We start from the raw sequence: 24,433 nt of genomic DNA, 5'->3' as shown, positions 1-24,433 counted from the left end.
TTTCCTCACGGTAGCTGGGCGACGAGCGAGGCTGCGCTCGACACCGCGCCGAAGACGCCGCCCTGCATCTTGATCATCTTGATGGCCGCCAGATGATTGCCGTAGTCGGTGGCGCCGCAGCAATCCTCCAGCATGACGCATTCGAAGCCGCGGTCGTTGGCCTCGCGCATGGTGGTGTGGACGCAGACATCGGTGGTGATGCCGGTGAGTACGATGTTGTCGATCCCGCGCTGGTTGAGGATGAGCTCCAGGTCGGTGGCGCAGAACGAGCCCTTGCCCGGCTTGTCGATGATTGGTTCGCCCTCGGCCGGATAGAGGTCGGGGATGATGTCCCAGCCCGGCTCGCCGCGCACCAGGATGCGCCCGCAGGGACCGGGATCGCCGATGCCGGCATTGATGCGGCGCGAGCGCCAGCGCTTGTTGGCCGGCAGGTCGGCGAGGTCGGGCCGGTGGCCCTCGCGAGTGTGGATGATGGTGTAGCCCTTCTCGCGCATCGCCGACAGCACCGACTTGATCGGCTCGATCGGGGCGCGGACCAGCGACAGGTCGTAGCCCATATGGTCGACATAGCCGCCCGGCCCGCAGAAATCGGTCTGCATGTCGATGATGATCAGCGCCGTGTTGTCGGGCCTGAGATCGCCATTGTAGGGCCATGGATAGGGATCGGCCTCGATGTAGCGCTGCCCGGTTCTGGCGTTCATGGCAAAACCTCCGGTCTCATTTGGTGATCGACAGTTCGCCCGGCGCGCCGGCGAGCGACCGGCTCGGCGACGAGGTGGCGATCATGATGACGAGGGTGAGGATGTACGGGGCGGCGTAGAAGAGATAGTAGCCTTGCGTGACGCCGACCGACTGCAGCGCCGGCCCGAGCGCGCCGGCGCCACCGAACAGAAGCGCTGCGGCAAAGCAGCCGAGCGGGTTCCAGCGCGCGAAGATGACCAGCGCCACCGCCATCAGCCCTTGCCCCGAGGAGATGCCTTCGGTCCAGCTGCCGGGATAGTAGAGCGACAGATAGGCGCCGCCGATCCCTGCCAGCGCGCCGCCGACGCCGGTGGCGGCGAGCCGCACCGTATTCGGATTGAGGCCCATGGCGCGCGCGGCGTCGGAACTGTCGCCGACGACGCGCAGGATCAGGCCGGCGCGGGTGTTGCGGAAGGCCCACCACAGGAACACCGCCAGTGCGGCGCCGGTCAGGAACAGCACGTTGACGTCAAGCGCCGCCTGCACCTGCGGAATGTCGGACCAGGCGCCCAAGGGAATGGCCGGCAGGTCGGGCGCCGAAGGCTGGATGAAGGGCTTGCCGAAGAAGAAGGCCAGACCCGAACCGAACAGCATCAGGGCGATGCCGATGGCGATGTCGTTGACCTTCGGGAATTTGCAGATCCAGCCGTGGAACAGGCCGAAGCAGAGGCCGGCGAAGGCGGCGGCGACGAGGCCGAGCCAGGGCGAGCCTGTCTTCACCGCTACCGCGTAGGCGCTCATGGCGCCGAACACCAGCGTGCCTTCGAGACCAAGGTTGATGCGGCCGGAGCGTTCGGTGATGGCTTCGCCGAGCGAGACGAAGATGAAGGGGGTAGAAACGCGGATGGCGCCGCCGAGTATGGCGAGCGGAACGCCCCAGAGGCCGATCCCGGAGTCGTCCATCAGCTGCTCCTTTGCCAGAGATCGGGGTTGAAGGCCTTGAAGCGGCCGTAGAGGGTCTCGCTGAACAGGATGACGATGAACAGCATGCCCTGGAGCACCAGAACGGTGGCGTCGGGAAGCTCCATGCGGCGCTGGATCAGTCCGCCGGACGCATCGATGCCGCCGAGCAGGAAAGCGACCGGTATGATGGCCAGCGGATTATGGCGGGCAAGGAAGGCGACGAGAATGCCGGTATAGCCATAGCCGGCGGCGAGCGAGGCGTTGGCGCTGCCCTGCACAGCCGCGACCTCCAGCATGCCGGCGAGACCTGCGAAGGCGCCGGCCAGCCCGGTGAAGCCGACGATCAGCGAGCCGACGGCAAGCCCCTGCACCTGGGCCGCCCGCACATTGCCGCCGGCGATGCGTGCGGCAAAGCCCCAGCGGGTCTTTTCGATCAGCACCCAGGACAGCACGCAGGCGACGACGCCGACGGCAAGGCCCCAATGCACCTCCATGCCGGGCATGTTGCCGATGCGGTAGATGTCCGCCAGCGGCTGGGTCGAGGGCTTGTTGAGCGAGGCTGGATCGCGCAGCGGCCCTTCAACCAGCTGGTTCATCAGGGCAATCGCGATATAGGCCATCAGCAGGCTGGAAATGGTCTCGTTGACGGCGCGGTAATGGCGGAGCGCGCCGACGGCACCTATCCAGATGCCGCCGGCGGCCATGCCCGCCACGCCCATGACGAGAATGACAATGAGGGAGGGAGCGCCGCTGAGCATGGTGCCAGCTGCCGCGGGGGCGACGCCGCCGAGCACGATGGCGCCCTCGCCGCCGATGACGACCAGCCCGAGCCGGGCCGGCAGCGCCACGCAGAGCGCCGCCAGCAATAGCGGTGCGGCGCGCGACAGGGAGTTCTGGACAGAGAACCACGAGCCGAAGCCGCCGCGCCACATCGTTTCATAGAGTTGGACCGGCGACTTGCCGACAGCCAGGATGAACAGGCTGAACAGCACCATGCCGACGACCAGTGCCGCGAGCGGAATGACGAAGGCTTCCGCCCGCCTGGCGATCCATTCGAGCGCCGCCGGATAACCCCTGGCCCCGAACGTCGCCGGCGCGCCTGCCACCGTGTCTGTCATGTTGCCGTCTCCGTGCGGTTCAGGCGGTCGAGCCGACGACGCCATCGACGAGATAGTCCATACTTTCGAGCTCGATGGCGGTCTCGGCGAAGGCCTGGCCTTCGGTTGCCACGACGACGCCCTTGTTGCTCTTCAGCGGGCCCTTGATGACGGAGAAGCCGCCCTTCATCATTTCGGCCAGCGTGGCGTCGAACTGCTTGCGCGCCGGCTCGGAGACGGCGGGACCGAGCGGGCTCATCTTGACGAACCCGTCGGCCAGTCCGCCTCGGGTGAAATTGGGCAGCGGCTTACCGGCGATGAGGTCGTCGACGAACATCTTGTAGACCTTGGCCCAGTTCCATTCGGCGCCGGTGAGGTATTTCTCGGGCGCCAGCGGGCTCTGGTTGGCGTGGTAGCCGCAGACGAAGGCGCCGCGGCCGGCGGCCGTCTCGACCACGACCTTGGGGCTGTCGACATGGCAGGTGATGACGTCAATGCCCTGGTCGACCAGGGCGTTGGTGGCTTCAGCCTCCTTGACCGCCAGCGACCACTCGCCGGTGAAGATCACCTGGCAGGTGATCGTCGGGTCGACCGAGCGCGCGCCGAGCAGGAAGGAGTTGATGTTGAGAAGCACCTGCGGGATCGGCTTGGCGGCGACGAAGCCAAGCTTCTTCGACTTTGAGGTGTGGCCGGCGACGACGCCGTTGAGATACTGGCCCATGCCGATATAGCCGAAATAGGAACCGGCGTTCATCGGATGCTTGTCCTTGTTCCACATGCCGCCGCAGTGGCGGAACTGCACGTCAGGGAATTTCGTGCACATGGCCAGCATGTGGGGGTCGAAATAGCCGAAGGAGGTCGGGAAAATCAGCGAGGCGCCGTCGAGATTGATCATCGATTCCATCGTCTTCTGGACGTCGACCGTCTCGGGGACGTTCTCCTCCTCGACGACGGTGATGCCTTCGATGCCCTTCAGCGCCGCCGCACCCTCGGCATGCGCCTGGTTGTAGCCGTAGTCGTCCTTCGGCCCCACATAGATGAAGCCGACGGTGGCGGCGGCGGCAAAGGCCCTGCTGATCGGAAAGGATGCCGAGGCCAGGCCGAGCGCGGCTCCGGCGGCGGAGGTCTTGAGCAGTTCGCGGCGGTTAAGCGTGAATCTCGCGGTCATATTGAATGCTCCCCTGTAGGACCCTTCCGGGCCGGTTAACATGCCATCAAGAAAGTGCATGCAATCGCTGTGCCAGTTTGTTGGCGAAATTTATTGAACAAAATCAACTGCAGCTCCAAAAGCTACTGCTCATGTAGCAGGCAATTGTATGCACTTTTTGCCTTGAAAACAGCCAATTTGACAGGCAGATTAAAATAAAGGCATAGAGAGGTATATTGAGTCGAAGACGCCGCTTCGACCGACGCCACGAGAAGACGGTACGGAGGAGATTTGTCGGGGAAGCGCAGCTTGATCAGGTCGGGCACGACCGTGGATCAGATGGTGAGGGCGATCGGCGACCGGATCGTCACCGGCTTCCTGCGCCCGGGCGAAAAGCTCGATGAAACCTCGCTCGCCGCCCGCTTCGACGTGTCACGCACTCCGGTTCGGGAGGCGCTCGGGCAGCTCAGCGCCATGGGCCTGGTCGAAAGGCGCCCCAACCGCGGCGCCATCGTCGCCGTGGTGACGCAGGAGCATCTGGCCTCGATGTTCGAGAGCATGGCCGAACTGGAAGCGATCTGCGCGCGCTTCTCGGCCGAGCGCATGACCAGCAGCGAGCGCCGGGCGCTCGAGGTCGAGCACCAGGCTTCGGCGCGGATGGTACGGCTAGGCGCCGAGGAGGACTACGAGTATTTCAACACCGAGTTCCACAGCCGGCTCTATCGCGGCGCCCACAACGCCCATATCTGCGAAATGACGGTGATGACGCGGAGCCGGCTGGCGCCGTTCCGCCGTGCCCAGTTCATGCTGCCGGGGCGCCTCGCCAAGTCCTGGCAGGAGCACGACGCCATCGTCACCGCGATCATGCGCGGCGATGGCAATGCCGCAGGCCAGGCTGCCAGGGATCACGTGTCCATCGTCAGCGAAGCGAGCGCCGTGTTTGCCGTTGGCGACCAAACAAGAGCCGCGCCACAACACCAGTGATGTTTTTCCGAGAAGGGTGCCTGATTGCGGTTTCGGTGCTCTGGATTGCACTCCAGGCAACATCCCATCGAAGCTGTCGCTCTCCTACGCCTTCTTTAGAAATTCCGTTCGCAGAACCAGATTTTTGACCTTTTCGGCTCGACATTCAACCTCATCTTCGTTGCCCGTGAGGTGGATGTTCTTGATCAATGTTCCGCGTTTCAGAGTGACGGACGTGCCCTTGACTTTGAGATCCTTGATGAGCGTGACGGAATCTCCGTCACTCAAAGGGGTGCCATTGCTGTCTTTGACTTTCATGATTTCGCTTCCTGCCGTTGTGCATTCAGCCCGTTGAGGAGATCGGCGAGTTCCTCGGCATCGTGCTGGTTCATTCCAACAATGGTACGGCTGCCCATCTCGGCAGGCCGCCCGGTAAGGGCATCGTCGACGGTCCAGGTGCCGGCCGGCTCCCGGTAAAGTTTGTAGCGTTGAATCATGCCGGCATGATAATCGCGCCAGTTTGCCATGCCAAGGGCGGGTCAATATTTTTCGGTTTGTATTGATGTTTTGAACATCAATGATACCATCCAGATTATCATTTCTCATACTCAGACACTGACGCCTCGATTCCGCATGGGAGGCAAGGTTCGGTCATGATCGTGTATCTGCGCCGGTTGACTGGAAAGGAGCGAAGCGAAAGAACCGACCGGCACCTCGCTCGCTTTCTGACGTTCATTGCAGGAGCCGCCAATGCCGGTGGCTTTCTGGCAGTTCAGCAGTATACGTCCCACATGTCAGGCATCGTTTCCTCGATGGCTGATCATCTGGCACTCGGCAATGTCGAACTGGTGCTTTCGGGATTGGGAGCTTTCTTGTCGTTTGTTGCCGGGGCCGCCTGTTCGGCCGTCTTGGTCAACTGGGGAAGGCGGCAGGGCCTGCAGAGCGAATACGCGTTCCCGCTTGTCCTGGAAGCGATCCTGCTGATCTGTTTCGGTCTGCTCGGCAGCCATCTTGCACGTCACGAAGCGCTGTTCGTGCCGATGACCGTGATGCTGCTCTGCTTCATCATGGGGTTGCAGAACGCCATCATCACCAAGCTGTCGGAAGCCAGAATCCGGACGACGCATGTCACCGGCCTGGTGACCGACATGGGCATCGAAATCGGCAAGCTGCTTTATTGGAACATCTCGGGAAATGACTCCGACGGACTGTTCGTCAAGGCGGATCGAAGGAAGCTGAGACTGCTCGCGTCGCTTGTAGCATTGTTCTTTATAGGCGGCGTCATCGGCGCAGTGGGTTTCAAGCACGTCGGCTTTGCCGCAACGCTGTTTCTCGCAGCCATTCTCCTCGTTCTGGCCACCATGCCAGTCCTGGAGGATGTCTCCGTTCGCGTGAGACGGCTCCTGCAGTAGCTCGGCAGTGCTGCCTCAGGACCACGACAAGACTAGGCCAAGGGATGCCTCGTCGCCAAGCTTTGTGCCGCCCCTCGTGAGGGGAGCGATACCTCCACCATTGCAGCTCGCCTCGCAGATGCGTCACGCATCATTATTTGAATGCTCCCCATTTTAATATATGCTCCAACGCCCAGAGATAATACCTCAAAGCTGACAAAGGGGGTGCGACGGTGATAACTGCTCCACAGTTGCGTGCCGCGAGGGCGCTCCTTGGTATCGACCAGCGCAGGCTGGCCGAATTGTCTGGTCTTTCCGTGCCGACAATTCAACGCATGGAGGCCAGCGAGTCGATTATCCGGGGCAACGTCGATTCCCTCATGAAGTTGATCGGAGCACTTGACCTCGCCGGCGTCGAATTGATCGCCGATGGCGCCTCAAGCCAGATCGGCGGGCGCGGCGTGCGGCTGAAGGCAGACTTTGATCCTGCCAAGGTTCTTGGCCGGGCAGATGCGGATGCCAAATTCCCTGTGAGGAGCGTGGCGTGATTCCGGGGGCCGCGGTCCTTCTGTGGAGCGTTGCCGCGCTCCTGGGGACCGCGGTGCTTGCGGTTTCGGAAAGCCGCAGGGCGGGACCGGCAACACGCCTGATCTACAGCTTGACGCTGGGCATATCGGCGGCCGTGCTCCTGGTTCTCGCGAGCCGCATCGCCGATGATCCCGTCACCCCGTCGACCGCCGTTTTGCCGCTTGGATTGCCATGGATCGGCGCGCATTTCCGTCTGGATGCGCTCTCGACTTTCTTCCTCGTCATCGTCAACTTCGGCGGTGCCATGGCCAGTCTTTACGGCCTCGGCTACGGCAGGCATGAGTCTGCGCCCCATCGGGTGCTGCCGTTCTTCCCGGCCTTCCTCGCCGGAATGAATCTTGTCGTGCTCGCGGACGATGCCTTCACTTTCCTGCTTTCCTGGGAATTCATGTCGCTCGCTTCCTGGGCGCTCGTCATGGCGCATCATCGCGACCAGGACAATGCGCGGGCGGGCTACATCTATCTCGTGATGGCGAGCTTCGGCACGCTCGCGCTGCTGCTTGCGTTCGGCCTGTTGGCTGGCCCGGACGGAAACTACACGTTCGAGGCGATGCGTGCCGCCTCATCCACCCCGCTGGTCACTGCTTTCGTCCTGGCTCTCATGCTGTTGGGCGCCGGCTCCAAGGCTGGACTTGTTCCGCTCCACGTTTGGCTGCCGCTCGCTCACCCGGCCGCGCCAAGCCACGTCTCGGCTCTCATGAGCGGCGTCATGACCAAAGTCGCCGTCTATGGCTTCATTCGCGTTATTTTCGATCTTCTCGGTGAGCCACCCTGGTGGTCGGGCGTCGTCGTCCTTTTCTTCGGCGGCCTGACGGCGGTTCTCGGCATCCTCTACGCGCTGATGGAAAAGGACCTGAAGCGGCTTCTTGCCTATAGCACCATCGAAAACGTCGGCGTCATCTTCGTGAGCCTTGGCCTCGCGCTGGCCTTCAAAGCGAACGCCATGCCATCGGCTGCCGCGCTGGCGCTCACCGCCGCGCTGTTCCACGCCCTCAACCATTCCTTTTTTAAGAGCCTGCTGTTTTTCGGTGCGGGCGCGGTGCTGACGGCAACTGGCGAGCGGGACATGGAGAAGCTGGGCGGCCTCATCTCTCGCATGCCCCTCACAAGTTTTGTCTTTCTGGTCGGCTGCGTGGCGATCTCGGCCCTTCCACCCTTCAACGGGTTCGTCTCGGAATGGCTGGCCTTTCAGGCGATATTGCAAAGCCCCGATCTGCCGCAATGGGGCTTGAAGGTCATGGTGCCCGCCGTTGGCGGTCTGCTGGCGCTGTCAGCGGCACTGGCCTCAGCCTGCTTCGTAAAGGCATTCGGGATCACATTCCTCGGCCGGCCACGCTCGGCCGCGGTGGAACTGGCGCACGAGGTCGACCGCTACTCGCTGGCGGCAATGTTCATTCTCGCCGCACTTTGTCTGTTTGCCGGCATTCTGCCGGGTCTTGTCATAGACGGCCTATCCTCGGTGACACTACCGCTGATCGGCAGCCGGATGCCTGTGCAGATGGCGCAACCTTGGCTGTCGATCGTGCCGATTGCAGCGAGCCGCAGTTCCTACAACGGCCTGCTGGTGTTCCTGTTCATCGTCTTTTCCGCATCCGCGGCGGTATATGTAATCCACCGTTTCGCGTCGCATGCACTGCGTCGAGGTCCAGCCTGGGGTTGTGGCTTCCCGGACGTCATCCCCAGCTCGCAGTACACGGCCGTCAGCTTCGCGCAGCCTATCCGTCGCGTGTTCGGCACGTTCGTATTCCGTGCAAGGGAAACGGTCGAAATGGTTGCGCCTGGCGAAACTGGGCCGGCGCGTTTGCATGTCGAAATGCATGATGTGATCTGGGAGACGCTCTATCAGCCGATCGCCAGGGCCGTCGATTTTGCGACCGACCGCCTCAACCATCTGCAGTTCCTGACGATCCGGCGCTATCTGACCCTCGTTTTCCTCTTTCTCATTGTCCTGCTCCTGGTGCTTGCACTATGGCCATGATCCTTGAGTTGGCCGTTCAAGGTGCGCAGATGGCGCTGGTGCTTCTGCTGGCGCCGCTCCTGACTGGCTTCGTGCGCAAGGTGAAGGCACGACTCTTGCGCCGCCAGGGTCCTTCCCTGGTCCAACCCTACCGCGATCTGCTGCGGCTGATGCGCAAGGAAGTCGTTCTGGCGGACAGCGCATCCTGGCTGTTTCGCGTGACACCCTATTTGATCTTTGCCGCCACTTGGGTCGCCGCCGCGCTTATCCCGACATTCGCTACCGGCCTCACCTTCAGTTGGACCGCCGATCTGATAGCCATCGTCGCGCTGCTTGGAAGCGCTCGGTTCTTCCTGGCGCTGGCGGGGATGGACGTCGGCACGAGCTTTGGCGGCATAGGTTCGAGCCGCGAGGTCATGATCGCTTCGCTGGCCGAGCCCGCCATGCTGCTGATCGTATTCAGCCTGGCGCTCGTTGCCGGAGCGACGCAGTTGTCCACGGTCGCCGCCTTCATGGCCTCGCCGCAGGTTGGGCTGCGGGTATCGCTCGGCATGTCGCTCATTGCTCTCGTGATGGTGGCGGTCGCCGAAAACGCGCGCATTCCGGTGGACAATCCAGCGACCCATCTGGAACTCACCATGGTCCACGAAGCGATGGTCTTGGAATATTCCGGTCGCCATCTGGCGATGATCGAGTTTGCCGCGTTCCTCAAGCTCCTGCTCTATGTGTCGTTGATTTCCTGCGTCTTCCTGCCTTGGGGAGCGGCGAGCGCCGGGGCAGGACTGCAATCCCTTGCCGCGGGTGTCGTCGCCTATATCGGCAAACTTGCCGTCTGCGGCGTGCTGCTCGCCGTGTTCGAGACGGCCATCGCCAAGATGCGCGTCTTCCGTGTCCCGGATTTCCTGGGCGCGGCGCTGATGCTTGCCTTGCTCGCCACGCTCCTCCGGTTTGTCTCCCGGAGCCTGTGATGAACGGTCTCACCTTCGATATCGCTCACCTGCTCGCCGGCGGCCTGGTGCTGGTCAGTTTCATGATGCTCTACCAGGACCGTCTCTTTGCGCTGATCAACGTTTTTGCGCTTCATGCAATCGTGCTCGCAATGTCCGTGGCTTGGCAGGCCTACATCCAGGACGCCCATCATCTCTACGTCACGGCGGCAATCGCGCTTATCTTCAAGGCGATCGTCATTCCCGTCGGGCTTCATCGCATCATTCAGCGGCTCGGCATCCATCGCGATATCGAGACGGCCGTCGGGATCGGTCCGACCATGCTTGCCGGAATAGGTCTGGTGGCCCTGTCCATGGTCCTGATGCTGCGGGTAACACCCGAAGCCGACCCCCTCGCCCGTGAGGATCTGGCCTTCGCGCTGTCCATCATTTTGCTGGGACTGCTGGTGATGGTCACCCGCCGGAATGCCGTCAGCCAGGTTGTCGGATTCATGTCGCTCGAGAACGGCCTGGTCCTTGCCGCCACGGGGGCAAAGGGCATGCCGCTGGTCGTCGAGATCAGCGTCGCCTTCTCGATCCTTATCGCCTTCATCGTCATCGGGGTCTTTCTGTTCCGCATCCGCGAGAGGTTCGACTCGGTGGATGTCGGTGCCCTCGACGATTACAGGGGAGAACACCGTTGACCGCGTTTTCCCTCGATGCGGTCGCCGCCATTTTGCTGATACCGGTCATCTCGGCCGCGCTTCTGGCGGTGCTGCCGAACTACCGGATATCGGCAGGCCTCAATGTCGCCGCGAGCTTGCTGACCTTGCTCGCTGCAATGTCGCTGTTGGTCACGGATCGGCTGCAGCCAGGTCAATACCTGCTCGTCGACGATCTCAATGTCGTTTTCATCGTGCTCAACACATTCGTCGGTTTCACGACTAGCGTCTTCAGCGCCTCCTATATTGCGCATGAGTTGGATACCGGGCGACTGACCGCGGCCAATCTGCGATTCTACCACGCGATGTACCAGATCATGATGTTCGGCATGAACCTGGCGTTCGTGTCGAACAACATCGGCTTGATGTGGGTAGCGGTGGAGCTTGCCACGCTGACCACCGTGCTCATGGTCGGCATCTACCGCACGCACGAAGCGCTGGAGGCCGCCTGGAAATATTTCATTCTGGGCAGCGTCGGCATCGCGCTCGCGCTGTTTGGCACCATCCTCGTCTACATGGCCGCACAGCCGGTTGTTGGCGAGGGCACGAATGCGATGGTCTGGACGGTGCTCATCGCTCACGCCGCGCGCTTCGATCCGGCTCTGCTCAATGTCGCCTTCGTCTTCCTGCTGCTCGGCTACGGGACGAAGGTCGGCCTTGCGCCCTTGCATGCCTGGCTGCCAGACGCGCATGCCGAGGGTCCTACGCCTATCTCCGCGGTGCTGTCGGGCTTGCTGTTAAACGTCGCCCTCTATGCCGTGCTGCGCTTCAAGCTGTTGCTGGCGGCAAGCCCTGAAGCGATCGCGCCTGGGCCGCTGATGATCACGATGGGGCTGACGTCGCTTGTTTTCGCGGCCTTCATGCTCTATCGCCGCCGCGACATAAAACGCCTGTTCGCGTACTCCTCGATCGAGCACATGGGCATCATCGTGTTCGCCTTCGGCATGGGTGGCCCGCTCGCCAATTTTGCCGGACTGCTGCATATGGTTATGCATAGCCTGACCAAGTCGGCGATCTTTTTCACGGTCGGCCACATTGCCCAAGTCAAGGGGACACAGAACATCGCCGAGATCCGGGGGCTGACGGAGACACATCCGGCGCTTGGCTGGGCGCTCGTCATCGGCGTCGTTGCCATTGCCGGCCTCCCTCCGCTCGGCATCTTCATGAGCGAATTCCTGGTCGTGAGTTCGACATTTGCAAGACACCCCCTGTTGGCGATGCCGTTGGTGTTCGGGATCCTGCTCGCTTTCGGAGCCCTGCTGCTTCGACTAACCGGCGTCGCTTTCGGCGAACCGCGCGGCAGCACAGCACCCGCCGAGGCGTCCTACATTCCGATGTATTCCCATTTGACGTTGGTGTTTGCCGCCGGCATCTACCTGCCGCCACCGCTGGTCACCTGGTTCCAGCATGTCGCAAGCATCCTGGGGTGAAGCAGAGGAGAGAAAGAGCATGCCCGCGCTGATCGATCTCATCCTTGCTGGCCAACGTGTCGAAAATCATTTCCCATGGTCGCGCGCCGTGGTGACTCCGAAAGAATGGGGCTTTGCCATCGAGCAATTGGCCGAGGGCCACTGGAGCCTGCTCGGCCTATGGGGTGAGCCAGGCGCCGTCCACATGGCACTTCATGACGAAAATGCCGGGGATATCGGCGTTGTCAGCCTGGAGTGCCCGAATGGCCGCTACCCATCCGTCGGCCGGCTGCATCCGCCCGCGTTGCGGCTCGAACGCGCGGCCGCTGACCTGTTCGGGCTCCTGCCGCAAGGCGCGCCTGATACGAGACGGTGGCTCGATCATGGCTATTGGGGTGTCAGCCATCCGTTGAGTACCCGCGCCCGGACGCCGGCTGCGACAGCCTCCCCCTACCCTTTCCTGTCGGCCGAGGGAGAGAGCCTGCATCAGATACCGGTCGGGCCTGTGCATGCCGGCATCATCGAGCCGGGGCATTTTCGATTTACAGCGAGTGGCGAAACCGTCGTCCGGCTGGAGGAGCGCTTCGGATACGCACACAAGGGCATAGAAGGCTTGATGGCGGGGTCCGATATCGATCACGCAGCCAAACTGGCGGGCAGAACCTCTGGCGACAGTACCGTGGCATACTCCCTCGCTTTCGCGCGCGCGGTCGAAGCGGCGCTGGGCGTTGAGGTTCCCCCACGCGCGATCTGGCTGCGAGCGCTCATGGCGGAGCTCGAGCGTCTGGCCAACCATCTGGGCGACATCGGCGCTATCTGCAATGATGCCGCCTTCGCGCTCATGCATGCCCACTGTGGGGTGCTTCGTGAGCGCATATTGCGGGCAAGCGATGCTGCCTTCGGCCATCGTCTGATGCGCGACCGCATCGTGCCGGGAGGCGTGGCAGCCAACCTGAGCGATGACGGGACAACAGCGCTTTGGTCCCTGATCGCAGAAATCCGGCAGCGGTTTCCCGCACTGGTCGATCTCTACGACAACACCGCGTCGCTGCAGGATCGGACAGTCGCAACCGGCCGGCTGAAGGTGGAACTTGCTCGACAATATCGGGCCGGAGGGTATGTCGGCCGGGCCTCCGGTCGGGATTTCGATGCGCGGCGAAGTCTCGCCTACCCTCCCTATGACACGCTCAACTTCGATGTCCCTCTCCTCCAGGAAGGCGACGTGAACGCCCGTGTCTGGATTCGCATCCGCGAGGTCGAACAGAGCTTGTCCCTGATCGAGCAGATCCTGCGACAACTGCCGGATGGACCGATCCGCGTCGACGTCTCACGGACATGCGGGCCGCATGAAGGCATGGCGCTGGTCGAAGGTTTTAGGGGCGACATTCTGGCCTGGCTGCGCATCGGCAAAAGCGGCCTGATCGAGCGTTGTCACCTGCGCGATCCCTCTTGGTTTCAATGGCCGCTGCTTGAAGCCGCCATCGAAGGAAACATCGTTGCCGACTTTCCGCTGTGCAACAAATCGTTCAACTGCTCTTATTCGGGCCATGATCTCTGAAGGCACGCTGTCATGCGCAAGCTTCTTTTTGAAAGCCTGATACGCCGCCCTCTGACCGAGCGTCCGCCGTTGGCAAGCGGCACGGCGGTCGACGAACTCGCACGCGCGCTCGATGGGGCCGCTCGCAAACGATTGGGGCGAAGCCTGTCGATCCGGGCGGTCGATGCCGGTTCCTGCAACGGCTGCGAACTCGAGATGCACGCGCTGAACAACGCCTTCTATGACATCGAGCGTTTTGGAATCCGGTTCGTCGCCTCGCCGCGCCATGCCGATGTACTGCTCGTTACCGGACCGGTCACAAAAAACATGCGAGAGGCATTGAAGCGGACCTACGACGCAACACCCAACCCAAAATGGGTGGTCGCACTTGGAGATTGCGCAGGCAATGGCGGCTGTTTTGCCGGCAGCTATGCCGTGATGCGCGGAGTGTCGGAGGCCTTGCCTGTCGATCTGCACATTCCAGGTTGTCCGCCACCGCCAATTGAAATTTTGAAAGGCCTGCTCACTTTGCTTGAGGGGGTGAATTCGAAGACTGGTGCCGTCCGAAGCTGACACCGCGCCAGCAGTGCCGTTGGCCGCCCGGCGATTTCAACTTCGATCCCGCCGATCCACGATGGATCTCGAAACACGGCAACGGTTTCGATCGAGCGTTTTCGAGCTTCTGTGACCACCTTCACAGACCGCCAGGAGATTTCCAGACAGAAGTGTGACCCAGCGGAACTGGCCACCTTCGATCGGCCTTCCGCCAATTTAGAATTTGTTTCCAACCTGGGGCGAACAGATGCGGATCTCATTTGCATGCGGCTCGTTTCTCGCCGCGGCTTTTACCTCCGCCGATGGCAACGACGGATACCTACGTCCTTGTCACGACCATCTTCGACGCTGCCGTCGACACCAAATTGGAGCTTTGCCCAATGCAAGGCATTGGCCCACGGTCGTGCCGAGATCGTCATGCGGATCGCACGCGACGATCTCGGCGGTTTGAACAAGGCGGTCGGCACGGATATGCCGGGCGCACTGCCGTCTGCACGTTTATCGGTGTACCTCCAGCCGTGCGTGCAGACGGCCCTCTACAAATAGTGCTGGTCGGGAGATCAATCTGTCGAGCGGCAAAACATGCGCTTTGGAGATCGTGACTGCCGCATCCTTCGTGTCAGTCAAAGAGTCGAGAAAGAGATCATTCGCGGGCTGGGTTTCTCGTACAGCCACTGGTTGAGCTGTTCGGCCGCGATTCGGGAAGGGCGCTGGGGCGAGAGGGGATCGGGCTTTCCGGTCCCCTTTCTGCTGGTAGAAGGGGCAAGCACCAAATGACATTTGCTTTGATCGATCACCCGGTTGTCATACAATCAGTCCGGTCAAGACAACACCGGGAAGCCTTCATGCCAGCCGCCAGTGCGAACGCCAGACAGGATCTGCCGCACCTGGCGCGCATCGACCCGAGCCAGTTCGACCTCCTTTTCAGCGGCTGCAAGCTCGAACGCTATGCCGCCGGCCAGCATCTGTTCCTCCAGGAAGACGCTGCCGACCGAATCTTCGGTGTGATGAGCGGCACGGTGGAGATCTCGATCTATTCGCCGGATGGCCAGAAGCTGGTCGCCAATATCGAGCTGTCGCGCAGCTTGGTCGGAGAGATCGGCGCGCTCGATGGGCGCCCGCGCACGGCCACGGCGATATGCCTCACAGCATGCGAGCTGGTTTCGCTCAGCCGGACACATCTGTTTGATCGAATTGAGAAAAACCCATCCCTGGCGCGTGCCATGATCGAACTGTTGTGTGCAAGGCTGCGCTGGGTCAGCGGCGAGCTCGGTGACCAGGCTTTTTTCGGTATTGAGGCGAGGCTGGCAAAACGGCTGGTCTTTCTGGAAGGTGTCATGGCCGACGGCGCGGGCTGGATATCGATCTCACAATCCGAACTGGGTGAATTCCTTGGCGTCACCAGAGAGTCGATCAACAAGACACTCAACGATTGGCGCAACCGGCGGGTCATCGCCATCAGGCGCGGCGGCCTGCGCATATCGGACGCTGGCGCGCTTCGTCGTATTGCCGAGTCGCAAGACGACTACTGACGGCGCCCACAATTGAAGTGCCGGGAGATCAGAGCCGCGAAATCAGAAACCGCAATGCCGACCTGCTCGGCATGAAGAAATAGCCGCCTCCACGGGTGGTCACGAATTGCGGGATACCTTTCAGCACTGTGACCTTTTCCCAGGATGGTATGGTGAACCTGCCGTTGCCGTCGCGCGAGCCGATCGTCGGATCCTTTTCGGCCACAAGCCCCTGGAATGAGGTCGATGATACCCAGGTCTGCTGGATGAATTCGTACTGCCGCTCGATATCCGCGTTGAGGCACATGAAGAGCAGTCCTTTTTCGACCTTGCCCCCCTTCTTGCCCTGTTTTTCGTAGCTGCGACCGACCCGGATGATCCGATGGCGCTTGCCGATCCTGATTTGCGTTTCACGGTCCTCACCCAGCGAATCGCGGGGATTCGACCGCCGGACGTGAGCACCCAGCGGGCAGCGGTGCCCTTGGGGATCCTCGGTGCCGAAAGCAAAGTCATTATCGGCACCGCGCCCCGGCCGGCCGTCGGGATTGCGCACCAGCGAGCTGCCATCGGGCCAGCGGCCAAGCATCTTTGCGGCAACCCAACGCGGGGTAATGGCCGGGTCGTCGGTCTCGCTGGCCGCTTGTACCGCCGCCGCCTTGCAGTACGCGTTGAAAGTGTCGACGTGCTGCTCGAACTGGCGCATGACGAGGAAGGTGCCGTTGCGGCCGAAGTCGCGGCGCGGCGGCGGCAGGCCTGGTATCTGCCGGTTGCGGCGCACCGCCGAGAGGATACCGGTCCGGTCGAGCGACGCCTCGACAGAGGGCGATGACGGATAGAAACCGTGCTCGTCGCGATAGCCGAACAGAAACTCGCCGGGCGCGACAAGGTGCATGGGTGCCGCGCCAACGTTGGCGCGGGCGGTTCCCCTGACGATCGGCTGTGAGACGCCGTCGACGAAGCCAAAGTGCTCGACGGCGCGCTTGCCGTCGCGCTTGGTCGCGAGCGGCAGCTCCGAGACGAGGTCCATCCCCGCTGCCGTCAGCTTTGCCTTTGCGGTGCCGACCTCGACCTTCAATCGCTCCGGACTTTCCGCATAGCAGACGACCACCGCGTCAACCGGCTTTTGCGGCGAACCCCATTGCCACTTCTGAGGCACGCTTTCGCCGAGATCGTCGAGGATGCGGCTGCGCTCGGGATTGCCCATGCCATGGCGAAAGGCGACGGGGAATGTGTCGAGCGGATTGTCATCGACGCTGCCGTCCAGCCCGAGACGACGAAGGCCATCGGGACCGAACGCAACGGTCATCGCCCGCCCCGCCGGCACGCCGTCGCCGAAGCTGGTCTGCTCGACAATGAATTCCAGCCAGGCCCTGCGCCTGCCCCTGGAAAGGTTTTCCGGTATGGCGATCGCCAGCATATGGGCATGCCCCAACGATCCGAACGGACCGAAGAACAAGGACTGGATCTCACCGGTCTCCAATTGTTCGACCGGCAGCGGGTCGGGCGCCGCTGGTCCGGCGTCCGCCTTCCTGGCCTGCGGGCGCGGCAGGGAGCCGAACAGGCTCAGCCAGTCGCGCGCCTCACTGCCCGTCGCGGTGGCGATGCCGTGCCTGATCCTGGAATTGGCGCGAATGCGCAACGTGTTGAGAGCAGGATAGGCCGAATACCAGAACAGGGTGGGTACCTGCTGGCGGCGCGCCCAGCGCTTGAAACGATCGCCGTCGCGGGCGCCATCGAGGAAAAGCCAGCGTGTGCGAGGATAACCCTCGGTGTTGCTCCATACGCCCGTCAGGCCGGCGGCGGCCTTGGCGATGAAATCCTCGAGATAGCTTTCCCAGCTGCCGCCATAATTGGAGAAGAACATCAGCCTGTTGGTGCCGGGCAACAGCACCCATCGGGCAAAATGGATGGTGTTGATGGTGGCAAGGAACCCCGGCCTGAAGACCTTCTGCGCCGAGATCGAGATCAGGTAGAACGACAATCTGAGCGCCAGCCTCCGCAATATGCCGACCTTCATCGTCGAGATCGCCGTCAGATGGTTCTGGGCTTGCCCGGGCTGGTCTTCGCGGCCCAGAATCTTGTCGAGATCGCCGAGGTCGACCGGCGTGCTGTGCGGGACATCGATGTCTTCGAGGCGCCGTAGGGCGAGAAAGCACAGGCCGAGGATCACCGCTGCCAGTGCCAGGATTCCGAGCACGGCCAATAGAAGCGCAGTGCCGGCTATGGCAATGGTGCCTAATGTGAGACCGGGCGGATCGCCGAACACCAGCACATAGGTCATCCACCAGAAGGCGAGCACCAGCAGGGCGACAGCGGCCAGCACGGCCGGCGCCAGCAGCGTGGTTGTTATGGCTTGCCACCATTTTCCGGGGGGCCGTTCGAGCAAGCTTTCGGCAGGCTCGAATGCCCAGTCGAATTTTTCCAGGGACCGAACATGCCGGCGGGCTTCGTCAAGCGCGGCCGCCGCTCCGCCCTTGGTGGCGCACGGCTGTTCGACCAGCTGGCGAACTGCATCGGCAAGTTCGGCTTCTGCCAGGATGCGCTGCACCGAATGGCCCGGTGTACCGGAAAAAACCAGTCCGGCGTTGCTGCCGAAAGATGGTGAAATCTCGACATTGTGCTTGCGCAGGAATGCGTCCAAGGCGAGGCCGTCAGGCAGGTCGCAGACGTCCTTCAGGATTGGCCGCAGCCTGTCCCCCATGGCATGCGCAACAGCATTGATGACATCTTCGGCGCTGCCGTCGCCAGATACCTCCAGGACAAGCGCTCCTTTCCCATCGGCGGGGGAATTGCCCGCCTCGCCGGTTGGAACAACAGCCAGGCTGGCGAAATGGATGATGCCGGTGGCATTGAGCGCGGCACGGACCTCGTCGCTGGCAGGGTTGCCGAACCCTGCGACCTCTTCGCGGATGGCGTCCAGCGAGGCAGGCCGGGTGATCGGGCACACCACCGTCGCCATCGAATGGGTGACCGTGCGGCAAAGAGCGGGTCGCTCGAAATCGACCTTCAGGCTGTCTGGATAGGCGCCGACATGCGTCATCCTGCCAGCTTTGCCGCTCACGCGGCGGACATTGTTCTTCTGAAACAGGGCGCGAAGGCTTTCGCCAATCTGGATCCTGGCGATTTCGGCGCCGATGCATTGATGAATGCCGTAACCGAAGACTAGGTAATCGCGATGCGGGCGCGACGTGTCAAAGTGATTGGGGCTTTGCACGGCCTCGGGATCGAACATCGCCGACAGCGTTGCCGGCATGACCACCGTTCCGGCCTTCACCAGACGCTCCCGGCGCGTGCCCATGGCGATGGTTGCATCGCGCGCGGTGTAACGCCAGGGACCAATCCAGATAGGCTTGAAGCGCATGGCTTCCAAAATGGCTCTGTCCAGGCTGCCTGTGTCGTTCTTGGCCAAGGCTGCATCGATAGCCTGCCGCGCATCGGCGCGGGACAGGATCACGTCGAGGCAGTTGCCGCCGGCGAGCACATTGGTCGGGACAAAGCCGGCGATCATGCCAAGCATGATCGAATGAATGTCGGGAAGCGAAAGGCGATCCTGATCCAGCAGATCGACCAGCCTTGCCAGGGGCAGCCGATCCTTGGCCCCCTTCCTCTCGCGGATCGCATCGATGGAGCGGTCGATCACCCTGACCAGCCGGTCGCCGGCCACCACCGCGAGCTGGCGCGTGGTGGGGCTTGCCGTCGGGTCCGAAAAAAACAGCGCACTCAACGCAATGGCCCAATCGGCAAACTCGGATTCATCATCGATCTCGAGACCGAAGTAATCGCGGCAGATGCGCACCGGAACGATCTTTATCAGATCCGCTATTGCGTCGAAGCCGGGGCTTGCGCGCATCATTATTTCTTGTGAATGCCTCGCGGCGATCGGCCTGACCAGGGCCTCGACTTCTCCCGGTGGGAAAGCGCCCAGCACCGACGATTTCATGCGCCGGTAATCGGCGCCGTCCTGCATGCCGAGAATGAAGTTCGATCCGCGTGCCAGTTCGGCCATTTCCGGCCCGTAAGGCGTCTCGAATTCGTCGCCGCGCTCCAATATCTCACGGACGTCCGCATTCCTGGTTACGAGCAGGAAGTTGCCGATGGCGAGATTGGGCCAGAACCTGCGTAGCAGCGCCAGCATCCAGCGCGGATCATTGAAGAGAACGCTGATGATGCGCGACACGATGCCCTTGGAGCGGAGTCGCTCCAGATCGAATGGCGGCATTTCGGCTAGTGGGCGCTGGTTTTCTTGTCCGGCCCGGACGGCGTCGAAATACTTAAAACGGATCATGCGCGTTCAAGCCCCCCGGCTGTCCACGTCATTGCGATGCCGGCTAACCCATGGCTAGGTTTGCAGCCTTCTCGCGTATGTGAATACTTTCACAGTTGTCGGCATTCGGCACCTCAATTAATCATCGCTCGCTGCGGATTTGAAATTGGCGATGAGAAATTCGTTTGCCGCTTTGTCCACGAACGGTATCCAGCGCACCCTTTGCTCCGAAAAATCCGGATGTCGCGTCATAAGTATAGCCAGCTCCCGCATGGCCTCTTGCTTGCGCCCGCTCCTCGCCAGGGCGCCGATCTTCAGAAACCGGGAATAGAAATAGCCGGGTGACAGATCGAGCGAGCGGTCCGCGGTGGAGATCGCCGATGGCCAATCCTCTAGGAAACTGTAAGCTGCCGCCAATTCCCCCAGATTGTGGAACCGGTAGAGGTCAAACGGGCTCAACCGCTCCGTCTCGACGAAGAACGGTATTGCACCGGCCGCATCGCCCAGCAGCAGGCGCGCGCTGCCCATAGCCGAGTGCGCAAAAGCGAAGCTTGGATTGATGTGAAGCGCTTCCTCGAGATGATCGACCGCCGATGCGGGCCGCCCTCTCATGATGTCCATGACGCCGAGATGAGCGTGCGGGCGGGCATCCAGGCTGTCCATGAGCAAGGCTTTGCGTGAATATTGCTTGACCTTGTCCAGATCGTCACTGTCGCCGAACCGCAGCCAGGCTCGCCAGAAATACCACCAAGCCAGTTCGTTCAGCACCGCACTCGAATTCGGATCTTCCCGGTAAGCCTTTTCGAAAAACTCCAGCGCGATTTCCGTGTCGCCGCGTGTGCGCCTATTCATATGCCAGCGTCCACGCCGCACCAATTGCCACGTTTCCAGACTTTCCCACGGCACCTGGAAGGTCCGCGCCTGTTCGGCCCTGTCGACCTCCTTGTCGAGGATCGAGACGATCTCCGCGCCGATCTCGTCGCGCAGATTGAAGATGTCGGCCAGCGCGCGATCGAAGCGTTGCGACCATACCAATCGGCCGTTTGACACGTCGGCAAGCGAGGTTGTCAGCCGAATCCGCTCATCGTTACGCATCAGCGTGCCGCTGACGATGTAGCGTGCACCAAGGGCATTGCCGATAACGCGCGTTCCCAAGGTGTCGTCGCGAAACTGGAAGCTCGAGTTCTTGGCAATCACCGAGAGCCATCTTCTGTTGGAAAGCCCGTAAATGATGTCTTCGGCTATGCCGTCGGCCATATAGCCGACGTCGCGCTCGCCTCCATCGCTTTGGAACGGCAGCACGGCGATCGCGGGTGGACCTTTGAGCGACACGTTCTGCCGACCATTGACGGATGGGATTGTCGCCATCAGCGCTGGTGGCGGTGAAAGGTTGCCGCCGCGCCTCGCAATCAAAACGCGCACCGGCAGCGCGATATTCTTCAGCATGAGTTCGCCGAGGTCGGTGAATTCAGCCGCTGTCTTGTCCTTCACGTGGTGCCAGGTGGTTTCCGACACGGCGAGACCATCGTGGGGCGCGAATTCCTGGATTCTGGCTGCGATGTTGACGTCGTCGCCGTAAAGCCGGCCTTCACGGACGATGACATCGCCCGTGTTGATGCCGGCGCGAAACGGCATGCGCATGGGTTCGTCCAGCGATGAATTGAGCGTGACAATTCGATCCTGAAAATCGAACGCCGCGCGCAGCGCTTCGATCGGATTGCCGAATTCGGCCATGACGCTGTCGCCAGCATCGCCGAAGGTGCGGCCGCCGAAGGTGCTGCAGCTCTCGGCGATGATGTCGCGTCGTTCCTCGAAGGCAGCGACAGCCGATTCATCGTCAAGACCCATCAACCGTGAAAATCCAACGGCATCGATGGAGACGATCGTCGCCAGCTGACGGGTGTAATTCCGTTCAGCCATGTTTGAGTCCCGATTCCTTCTGGTCCTGCTGCAGCACAGGCGACCACCCGCTCCTGAACCTTCGTCGCGTTGCTGTGAGAATCGTCCTGGCAGTGCGCCCGCGCCGATATCGCCCCGTCCTGTCAGGAACTCTAACAGTGCCGCTGCAAAAGCTCTACCACGATCAACTAATAGATCGTGGGCTTAAGCATCGTTTCCACGCTTGACAGCCGGCAATGACGCGCCAGACGCCATGCCGGGAAGGCCACGCGGCGTTTGATGACTGGAGACGAAGCGGAACCTGCTGCCTGCGCGAGCTGCCAGGATCTGCAGGATGTCATGGATCCGGACGTCTGGATTTATGTGGCGGGGGGCCTGCGAGGCTTCTCGGCCCGCGAAACTGCAGCCAGGTTCACGGCTAAATCGATTATCTGGGTGATTTTCCGACTGATCCCAAAACTACAGGAATAGTAGACGGTCTGTCGGTGACGCCTGGTGGAAACCAGTTGGTGTTTGCGCAGCTTGCTCAGATGTTGAGAAAGAGCGCTTTTGCTAAGTCCGACCAGCACAGCCAATTCGCCAACCGAAATCTCGCCTTCCGTCAGATGGCCCAGAATCACAAGTCTTCTCTCATTGCCCAAAACCGCCAGAAGTTCGGCCGCTGGCGCCGCATGGTCAGACAAGCTGTCCAGGTTCGGAGAGTTTGCCTGCAGGGTGTTGATAGGCTGCAGTCGCCTGACAGAAAATTCTTTGCGATTGTGTTGCATTAGCCTTGACCCATTGTCCGGCCAAGCGGCAACGCTCGGTGTCAAGGCGCGTCGCTTGGACTCGCTGGAGCGCGACGCGCCTTCCTGAATTTGGAGCGGATCAGTCAGGCGCGAAGCCGGATATCACATGCGCTCCAGCAACATCCGACACCGAGTTGCCGAAGCCTCTGCTAATGGCCGGAGCCGCGCCCGGAATCGCCACCCTTGCCGCCGTTGTCGCCACTCTTGCCGCCGTCGTCACCACTCTTGCCGCCGTTGTCGCCGCTTTTGCCACCGTCGTCGCCGCTCTTGCCGCCGTTGTCGCCGCTCTTGCCACCGTTGTCTCCGCCCTTGCCGCCGTTGTCGCCGCCCTTGCCGCCGTCATCGCCGCCCTTGCCGCCGTCGTCTCCGCCCTTGCCGCCCGTACCCCCGCCACTGGAACCACCTCCATTGCCAGGCCCGTTGCTGTCGCCGATGCGTGAAAGCGTGGTTGCTATGAGCGAGGTGGTGATGGGTGGGCATTGATCGAGTTGATCTGACGAAAGGATGCTTCCGCGATTGATCGCGATACAACACATCGCATAGTTCGCGTCGGTAAGAGGTTGGCATTGGGCTGCCGTCATCCGCGGCCGTATACTATCCTGTGCTGCCGTAGAACTCGTCATACTCGCAGCCAGAACAGCAGATGAGACGAGCAAGGTCGAATAAACCTTTCTCATCAAAGTCATGGATCGCAGCATTTCTTCCTCCAACGCAAAGGTGCGCATGGTCCCAAACCAAGACGCTATCAATTAATTTCTACAATCCGGTAACATATTGTTATGTATGTTTGCCGAGAATACCTTTTTAAGGATTGATTTACCATTTTCTGCGAGGCTTGTTGGCAGCTTGACAGCCAAAAGGAGATGGTACGTGATGCGTTTTGCTACGCTTGTTGCCGTAGCCATGGTGGCAACTGGTTGCAGCGCGACAGCCGGCTCCCATGCGATGATGGTCACAAAGGGGTATGCGTTCCCTCCGCCGGCCGCTCGTGTGTTCTGCGCCAACCAGCCACGACTCTGCAGCACCAGCGGGCGGGTCAAGCTGGTGACGCTGACACCAGCACGCAGAGCCGAACTCGAAGCGGTGAACACCTCCGTCAATCGCCGGATCGAGGAGCGCAGCGATCTCGTCACGGCAGGCAGTGCCGACGATTGGCGTCTACCGACCAAACAGGGTGATTGCGAGGATATTGCGATCCTGAAAAAAAGCGAGCTTTTGAAGCGTGGATGGCCGGCTTCCGCTTTGCTTCTGACGGTCGCTTCGCTTGGCGGCGAGGGTCACACGGTGCTCACGGTTCGAACCGACAAGGGCGACTTGATCCTGGATAACCGTGGCAGTGTCATCCGCGATTGGTCACACACTTCGTACCGTTATTTTGCCAGACAGTCGCAATCGGCCAACGGGAAGTGGGTGCGGATCGGTTCTTGAGCTCCGGTGCAAACCCCCGAGGCATACCGGCGAGAATGCGCGGCTGTTTGGGATAGCGGCCTGCGCAAAAATGGCTTGAAGCGTGTCGACCGGACACCCCTTTCCAGCGCAATGCGCCTCCAAGGCACAGACTGGCCTATATGCCCGAGCCTCTGTATCGGGCGGCTTCTACCCAGAATGCGAGCGCAATTGCTGGAGAACGTCCCTTCACTTCAAAATCTTGCCCCCGATGGCTTCCCGCCGCGATCCATACAGTCTTTGAACGCTGATAGATCGTGATGCCTCGTGCTTGCGCCCGAGCACACAGGTTCGCGTCATTGTGAGACATTTTTTCTAGCCCCGTTGCCCATCCACCTTGCAAAACGATTGTGGTGGCGAAGTTCTTCCCGACAAAAGCCCGCACCGGCGCGCCGGCCTTTTGCCGCGGTCTTCGTACCAAGGCCCGCCTTTTGGACTAGCTGATGCGGCATGTCTGTCCTTTCGGATGAATGCACCTTTTTTCTATAAATTTGGTGGAGTTTGAGCTGTCATCAACGGAGGCAGAAATGACCAAACCTCATTTCAAGAAACTGCTCGGCGTACTGGTCGCCGCATCTGTCCAGTTCGG

21 protein-coding genes and 1 pseudogene are annotated in these 24,433 nt (G+C 61.5%); 12 read left to right on the top strand and 10 right to left on the bottom strand.

What is annotated here, in order from left to right; genetic code table 11:
• Positions 1-5: 5 nt before the first annotated feature.
• The 4 genes from LB568_RS20105 to LB568_RS20090 are packed head-to-tail and all read right to left on the bottom strand — an operon-like array spanning position 6 to position 3,909.
• Entirely contained in the window at positions 6-701 is a 696-nt protein-coding gene (locus tag LB568_RS20105) for a cysteine hydrolase family protein (protein ID WP_023765231.1), read from the bottom strand.
• Positions 702-717: 16 nt separating this feature from the next.
• The gene (locus LB568_RS20100; RefSeq protein WP_013893343.1) at positions 718-1,644 is read right to left on the bottom strand and encodes an ABC transporter permease; all 927 of its coding nucleotides are present in this window, start codon (positions 1,642-1,644) and stop codon (positions 718-720) included.
• Positions 1,644-2,762, bottom strand: coding sequence for an ABC transporter permease (locus LB568_RS20095; RefSeq protein WP_224731090.1), 1,119 nt, complete (start codon positions 2,760-2,762; stop codon positions 1,644-1,646). Before LB568_RS20095 ends, LB568_RS20100 begins: the two co-directional genes overlap by 1 nt.
• A gap of 19 nt (positions 2,763-2,781) precedes the next feature.
• A complete protein-coding gene (locus tag LB568_RS20090) occupies positions 2,782-3,909 on the bottom strand; it encodes a BMP family ABC transporter substrate-binding protein (protein ID WP_013893341.1) in 1,128 nt (375 codons plus the stop codon).
• Between the two features lie 288 nt (positions 3,910-4,197).
• Here LB568_RS20090 and LB568_RS20085 point away from each other — a divergent pair, with 288 nt between their 5' ends.
• Complete coding sequence (locus LB568_RS20085) at positions 4,198-4,872, top strand: GntR family transcriptional regulator (protein ID WP_032922970.1); 675 nt, start codon at positions 4,198-4,200, stop codon at positions 4,870-4,872.
• A gap of 84 nt (positions 4,873-4,956) precedes the next feature.
• Here the strand turns inward: LB568_RS20085 and LB568_RS20080 are convergent, their stop codons facing one another.
• A complete protein-coding gene (locus tag LB568_RS20080) occupies positions 4,957-5,169 on the bottom strand; it encodes an alkylphosphonate utilization protein (protein ID WP_013893339.1) in 213 nt (70 codons plus the stop codon).
• Positions 5,166-5,378: a hypothetical protein gene (locus tag LB568_RS20075; RefSeq protein ID WP_224731089.1), complete on the bottom strand. Its 213-nt coding sequence runs from the start codon at positions 5,376-5,378 to the stop codon at positions 5,166-5,168. Before LB568_RS20075 ends, LB568_RS20080 begins: the two co-directional genes overlap by 4 nt.
• Positions 5,379-5,504: 126 nt before the next feature.
• On the opposite strand from LB568_RS20075, the pseudogene LB568_RS20070 reads away from it, so the two are divergent.
• The 10 genes and pseudogenes from LB568_RS20070 to LB568_RS20025 all read left to right on the top strand — a co-directional run.
• Positions 5,505-6,251, top strand: a pseudogene (locus LB568_RS20070) (YoaK family protein); the annotation flags it as partial.
• A 224-nt stretch (positions 6,252-6,475) separates the two neighbouring features.
• Complete coding sequence (locus LB568_RS20065) at positions 6,476-6,790, top strand: helix-turn-helix domain-containing protein (RefSeq protein WP_013893336.1); 315 nt, start codon at positions 6,476-6,478, stop codon at positions 6,788-6,790.
• Positions 6,787-8,808: a hydrogenase 4 subunit B gene (gene hyfB, locus LB568_RS20060; protein ID WP_412033920.1), complete on the top strand. Its 2,022-nt coding sequence runs from the start codon at positions 6,787-6,789 to the stop codon at positions 8,806-8,808. The genes LB568_RS20065 and hyfB overlap by 4 nt, the downstream gene beginning before the upstream one ends.
• Complete coding sequence (locus LB568_RS20055) at positions 8,799-9,755, top strand: respiratory chain complex I subunit 1 family protein (protein ID WP_140576637.1); 957 nt, start codon at positions 8,799-8,801, stop codon at positions 9,753-9,755. Before hyfB ends, LB568_RS20055 begins: the two co-directional genes overlap by 10 nt.
• Positions 9,755-10,417 carry a hydrogenase-4 component E gene (locus tag LB568_RS20050; protein ID WP_140576639.1) on the top strand — a complete coding sequence of 221 codons (663 nt, stop codon included), beginning with the start codon at positions 9,755-9,757 and terminating at the stop codon, positions 10,415-10,417. The genes LB568_RS20055 and LB568_RS20050 overlap by 1 nt, the downstream gene beginning before the upstream one ends.
• Entirely contained in the window at positions 10,414-11,865 is a 1,452-nt protein-coding gene (locus tag LB568_RS20045) for a hydrogenase 4 subunit F (protein WP_140576640.1), read from the top strand. Before LB568_RS20050 ends, LB568_RS20045 begins: the two co-directional genes overlap by 4 nt.
• Positions 11,866-11,884: 19 nt before the next feature.
• Positions 11,885-13,402 carry an NADH-quinone oxidoreductase subunit C gene (locus tag LB568_RS20040; RefSeq protein ID WP_140576642.1) on the top strand — a complete coding sequence of 506 codons (1,518 nt, stop codon included), beginning with the start codon at positions 11,885-11,887 and terminating at the stop codon, positions 13,400-13,402.
• Positions 13,403-13,414: 12 nt separating this feature from the next.
• Entirely contained in the window at positions 13,415-13,954 is a 540-nt protein-coding gene (locus LB568_RS20035) for an NADH-quinone oxidoreductase subunit B family protein (RefSeq protein WP_140576644.1), read from the top strand.
• Between the two features lie 111 nt (positions 13,955-14,065).
• Complete coding sequence (locus LB568_RS20030; protein ID WP_181176849.1) at positions 14,066-14,482, top strand: hypothetical protein; 417 nt, start codon at positions 14,066-14,068, stop codon at positions 14,480-14,482.
• 299 nt (positions 14,483-14,781) lie between these two features.
• Positions 14,782-15,468, top strand: coding sequence for a Crp/Fnr family transcriptional regulator (locus tag LB568_RS20025; RefSeq protein WP_013893329.1), 687 nt, complete (start codon positions 14,782-14,784; stop codon positions 15,466-15,468).
• Between the two features lie 28 nt (positions 15,469-15,496).
• Here LB568_RS20025 and LB568_RS20020 read toward each other — a convergent pair whose 3' ends face one another.
• From LB568_RS20020 to LB568_RS20000, 4 genes are all read right to left on the bottom strand, one after another.
• Positions 15,497-19,732, bottom strand: a complete 4,236-nt coding sequence (locus tag LB568_RS20020; RefSeq protein ID WP_224731088.1) for a cytochrome P450 — start codon at positions 19,730-19,732, stop codon at positions 15,497-15,499.
• A gap of 117 nt (positions 19,733-19,849) precedes the next feature.
• Complete coding sequence (locus LB568_RS20015) at positions 19,850-21,631, bottom strand: adenylate/guanylate cyclase domain-containing protein (protein ID WP_224731087.1); 1,782 nt, start codon at positions 21,629-21,631, stop codon at positions 19,850-19,852.
• Between the two features lie 338 nt (positions 21,632-21,969).
• Entirely contained in the window at positions 21,970-22,302 is a 333-nt protein-coding gene (locus LB568_RS33700) for an ArsR/SmtB family transcription factor (protein WP_412033921.1), read from the bottom strand.
• Positions 22,303-22,547: 245 nt separating this feature from the next.
• Positions 22,548-23,123, bottom strand: a complete 576-nt coding sequence (locus tag LB568_RS20000) for a hypothetical protein (protein ID WP_224731086.1) — start codon at positions 23,121-23,123, stop codon at positions 22,548-22,550.
• 148 nt (positions 23,124-23,271) lie between these two features.
• On the opposite strand from LB568_RS20000, the gene LB568_RS19995 reads away from it, so the two are divergent.
• A complete protein-coding gene (locus LB568_RS19995; RefSeq protein WP_224731161.1) occupies positions 23,272-23,826 on the top strand; it encodes a transglutaminase-like cysteine peptidase in 555 nt (184 codons plus the stop codon).
• Positions 23,827-24,433: the final 607 nt, after the last annotated feature.

The sequence above is a fragment of the Mesorhizobium sp. B263B2A genome (assembly GCF_020165775.1).
Lineage (GTDB): Bacteria > Pseudomonadota > Alphaproteobacteria > Rhizobiales > Rhizobiaceae > Mesorhizobium > Mesorhizobium opportunistum.
The sequence above is the reverse complement of the archived record's forward strand: the minus strand, read 5'-3'. Positions and strand labels throughout refer to the sequence as shown.

Excerpts from the sequence above, each read along its gene's own strand:
- LB568_RS20105 (WP_023765231.1), bottom strand. The coding sequence starts at position 701 with ATGAACGCCAGAACCGGGCAGCGCTACATCGAGGCCGATCCCTATCCA.
- LB568_RS20100 (WP_013893343.1), bottom strand. The coding sequence starts at position 1,644 with ATGGACGACTCCGGGATCGGCCTCTGGGGCGTTCCGCTCGCCATACTC.
- LB568_RS20095 (WP_224731090.1), bottom strand. The coding sequence starts at position 2,762 with ATGACAGACACGGTGGCAGGCGCGCCGGCGACGTTCGGGGCCAGGGGT.
- LB568_RS20090 (WP_013893341.1), bottom strand. The coding sequence starts at position 3,909 with ATGACCGCGAGATTCACGCTTAACCGCCGCGAACTGCTCAAGACCTCC.
- LB568_RS20080 (WP_013893339.1), bottom strand. The coding sequence starts at position 5,169 with ATGAAAGTCAAAGACAGCAATGGCACCCCTTTGAGTGACGGAGATTCC.
- LB568_RS20075 (WP_224731089.1), bottom strand. The coding sequence starts at position 5,378 with ATGGCAAACTGGCGCGATTATCATGCCGGCATGATTCAACGCTACAAA.
- LB568_RS20055 (WP_140576637.1), top strand. The coding sequence starts at position 8,799 with ATGGCCATGATCCTTGAGTTGGCCGTTCAAGGTGCGCAGATGGCGCTG.
- LB568_RS20050 (WP_140576639.1), top strand. The coding sequence starts at position 9,755 with ATGAACGGTCTCACCTTCGATATCGCTCACCTGCTCGCCGGCGGCCTG.
- LB568_RS20040 (WP_140576642.1), top strand. The coding sequence starts at position 11,885 with ATGCCCGCGCTGATCGATCTCATCCTTGCTGGCCAACGTGTCGAAAAT.
- LB568_RS20035 (WP_140576644.1), top strand. The coding sequence starts at position 13,415 with ATGCGCAAGCTTCTTTTTGAAAGCCTGATACGCCGCCCTCTGACCGAG.
- LB568_RS20025 (WP_013893329.1), top strand. The coding sequence starts at position 14,782 with ATGCCAGCCGCCAGTGCGAACGCCAGACAGGATCTGCCGCACCTGGCG.
- LB568_RS20020 (WP_224731088.1), bottom strand. The coding sequence starts at position 19,732 with ATGATCCGTTTTAAGTATTTCGACGCCGTCCGGGCCGGACAAGAAAAC.
- LB568_RS20015 (WP_224731087.1), bottom strand. The coding sequence starts at position 21,631 with ATGGCTGAACGGAATTACACCCGTCAGCTGGCGACGATCGTCTCCATC.
- LB568_RS20000 (WP_224731086.1), bottom strand. The coding sequence starts at position 23,123 with ATGCGCACCTTTGCGTTGGAGGAAGAAATGCTGCGATCCATGACTTTG.
- LB568_RS19995 (WP_224731161.1), top strand. The coding sequence starts at position 23,272 with ATGCGTTTTGCTACGCTTGTTGCCGTAGCCATGGTGGCAACTGGTTGC.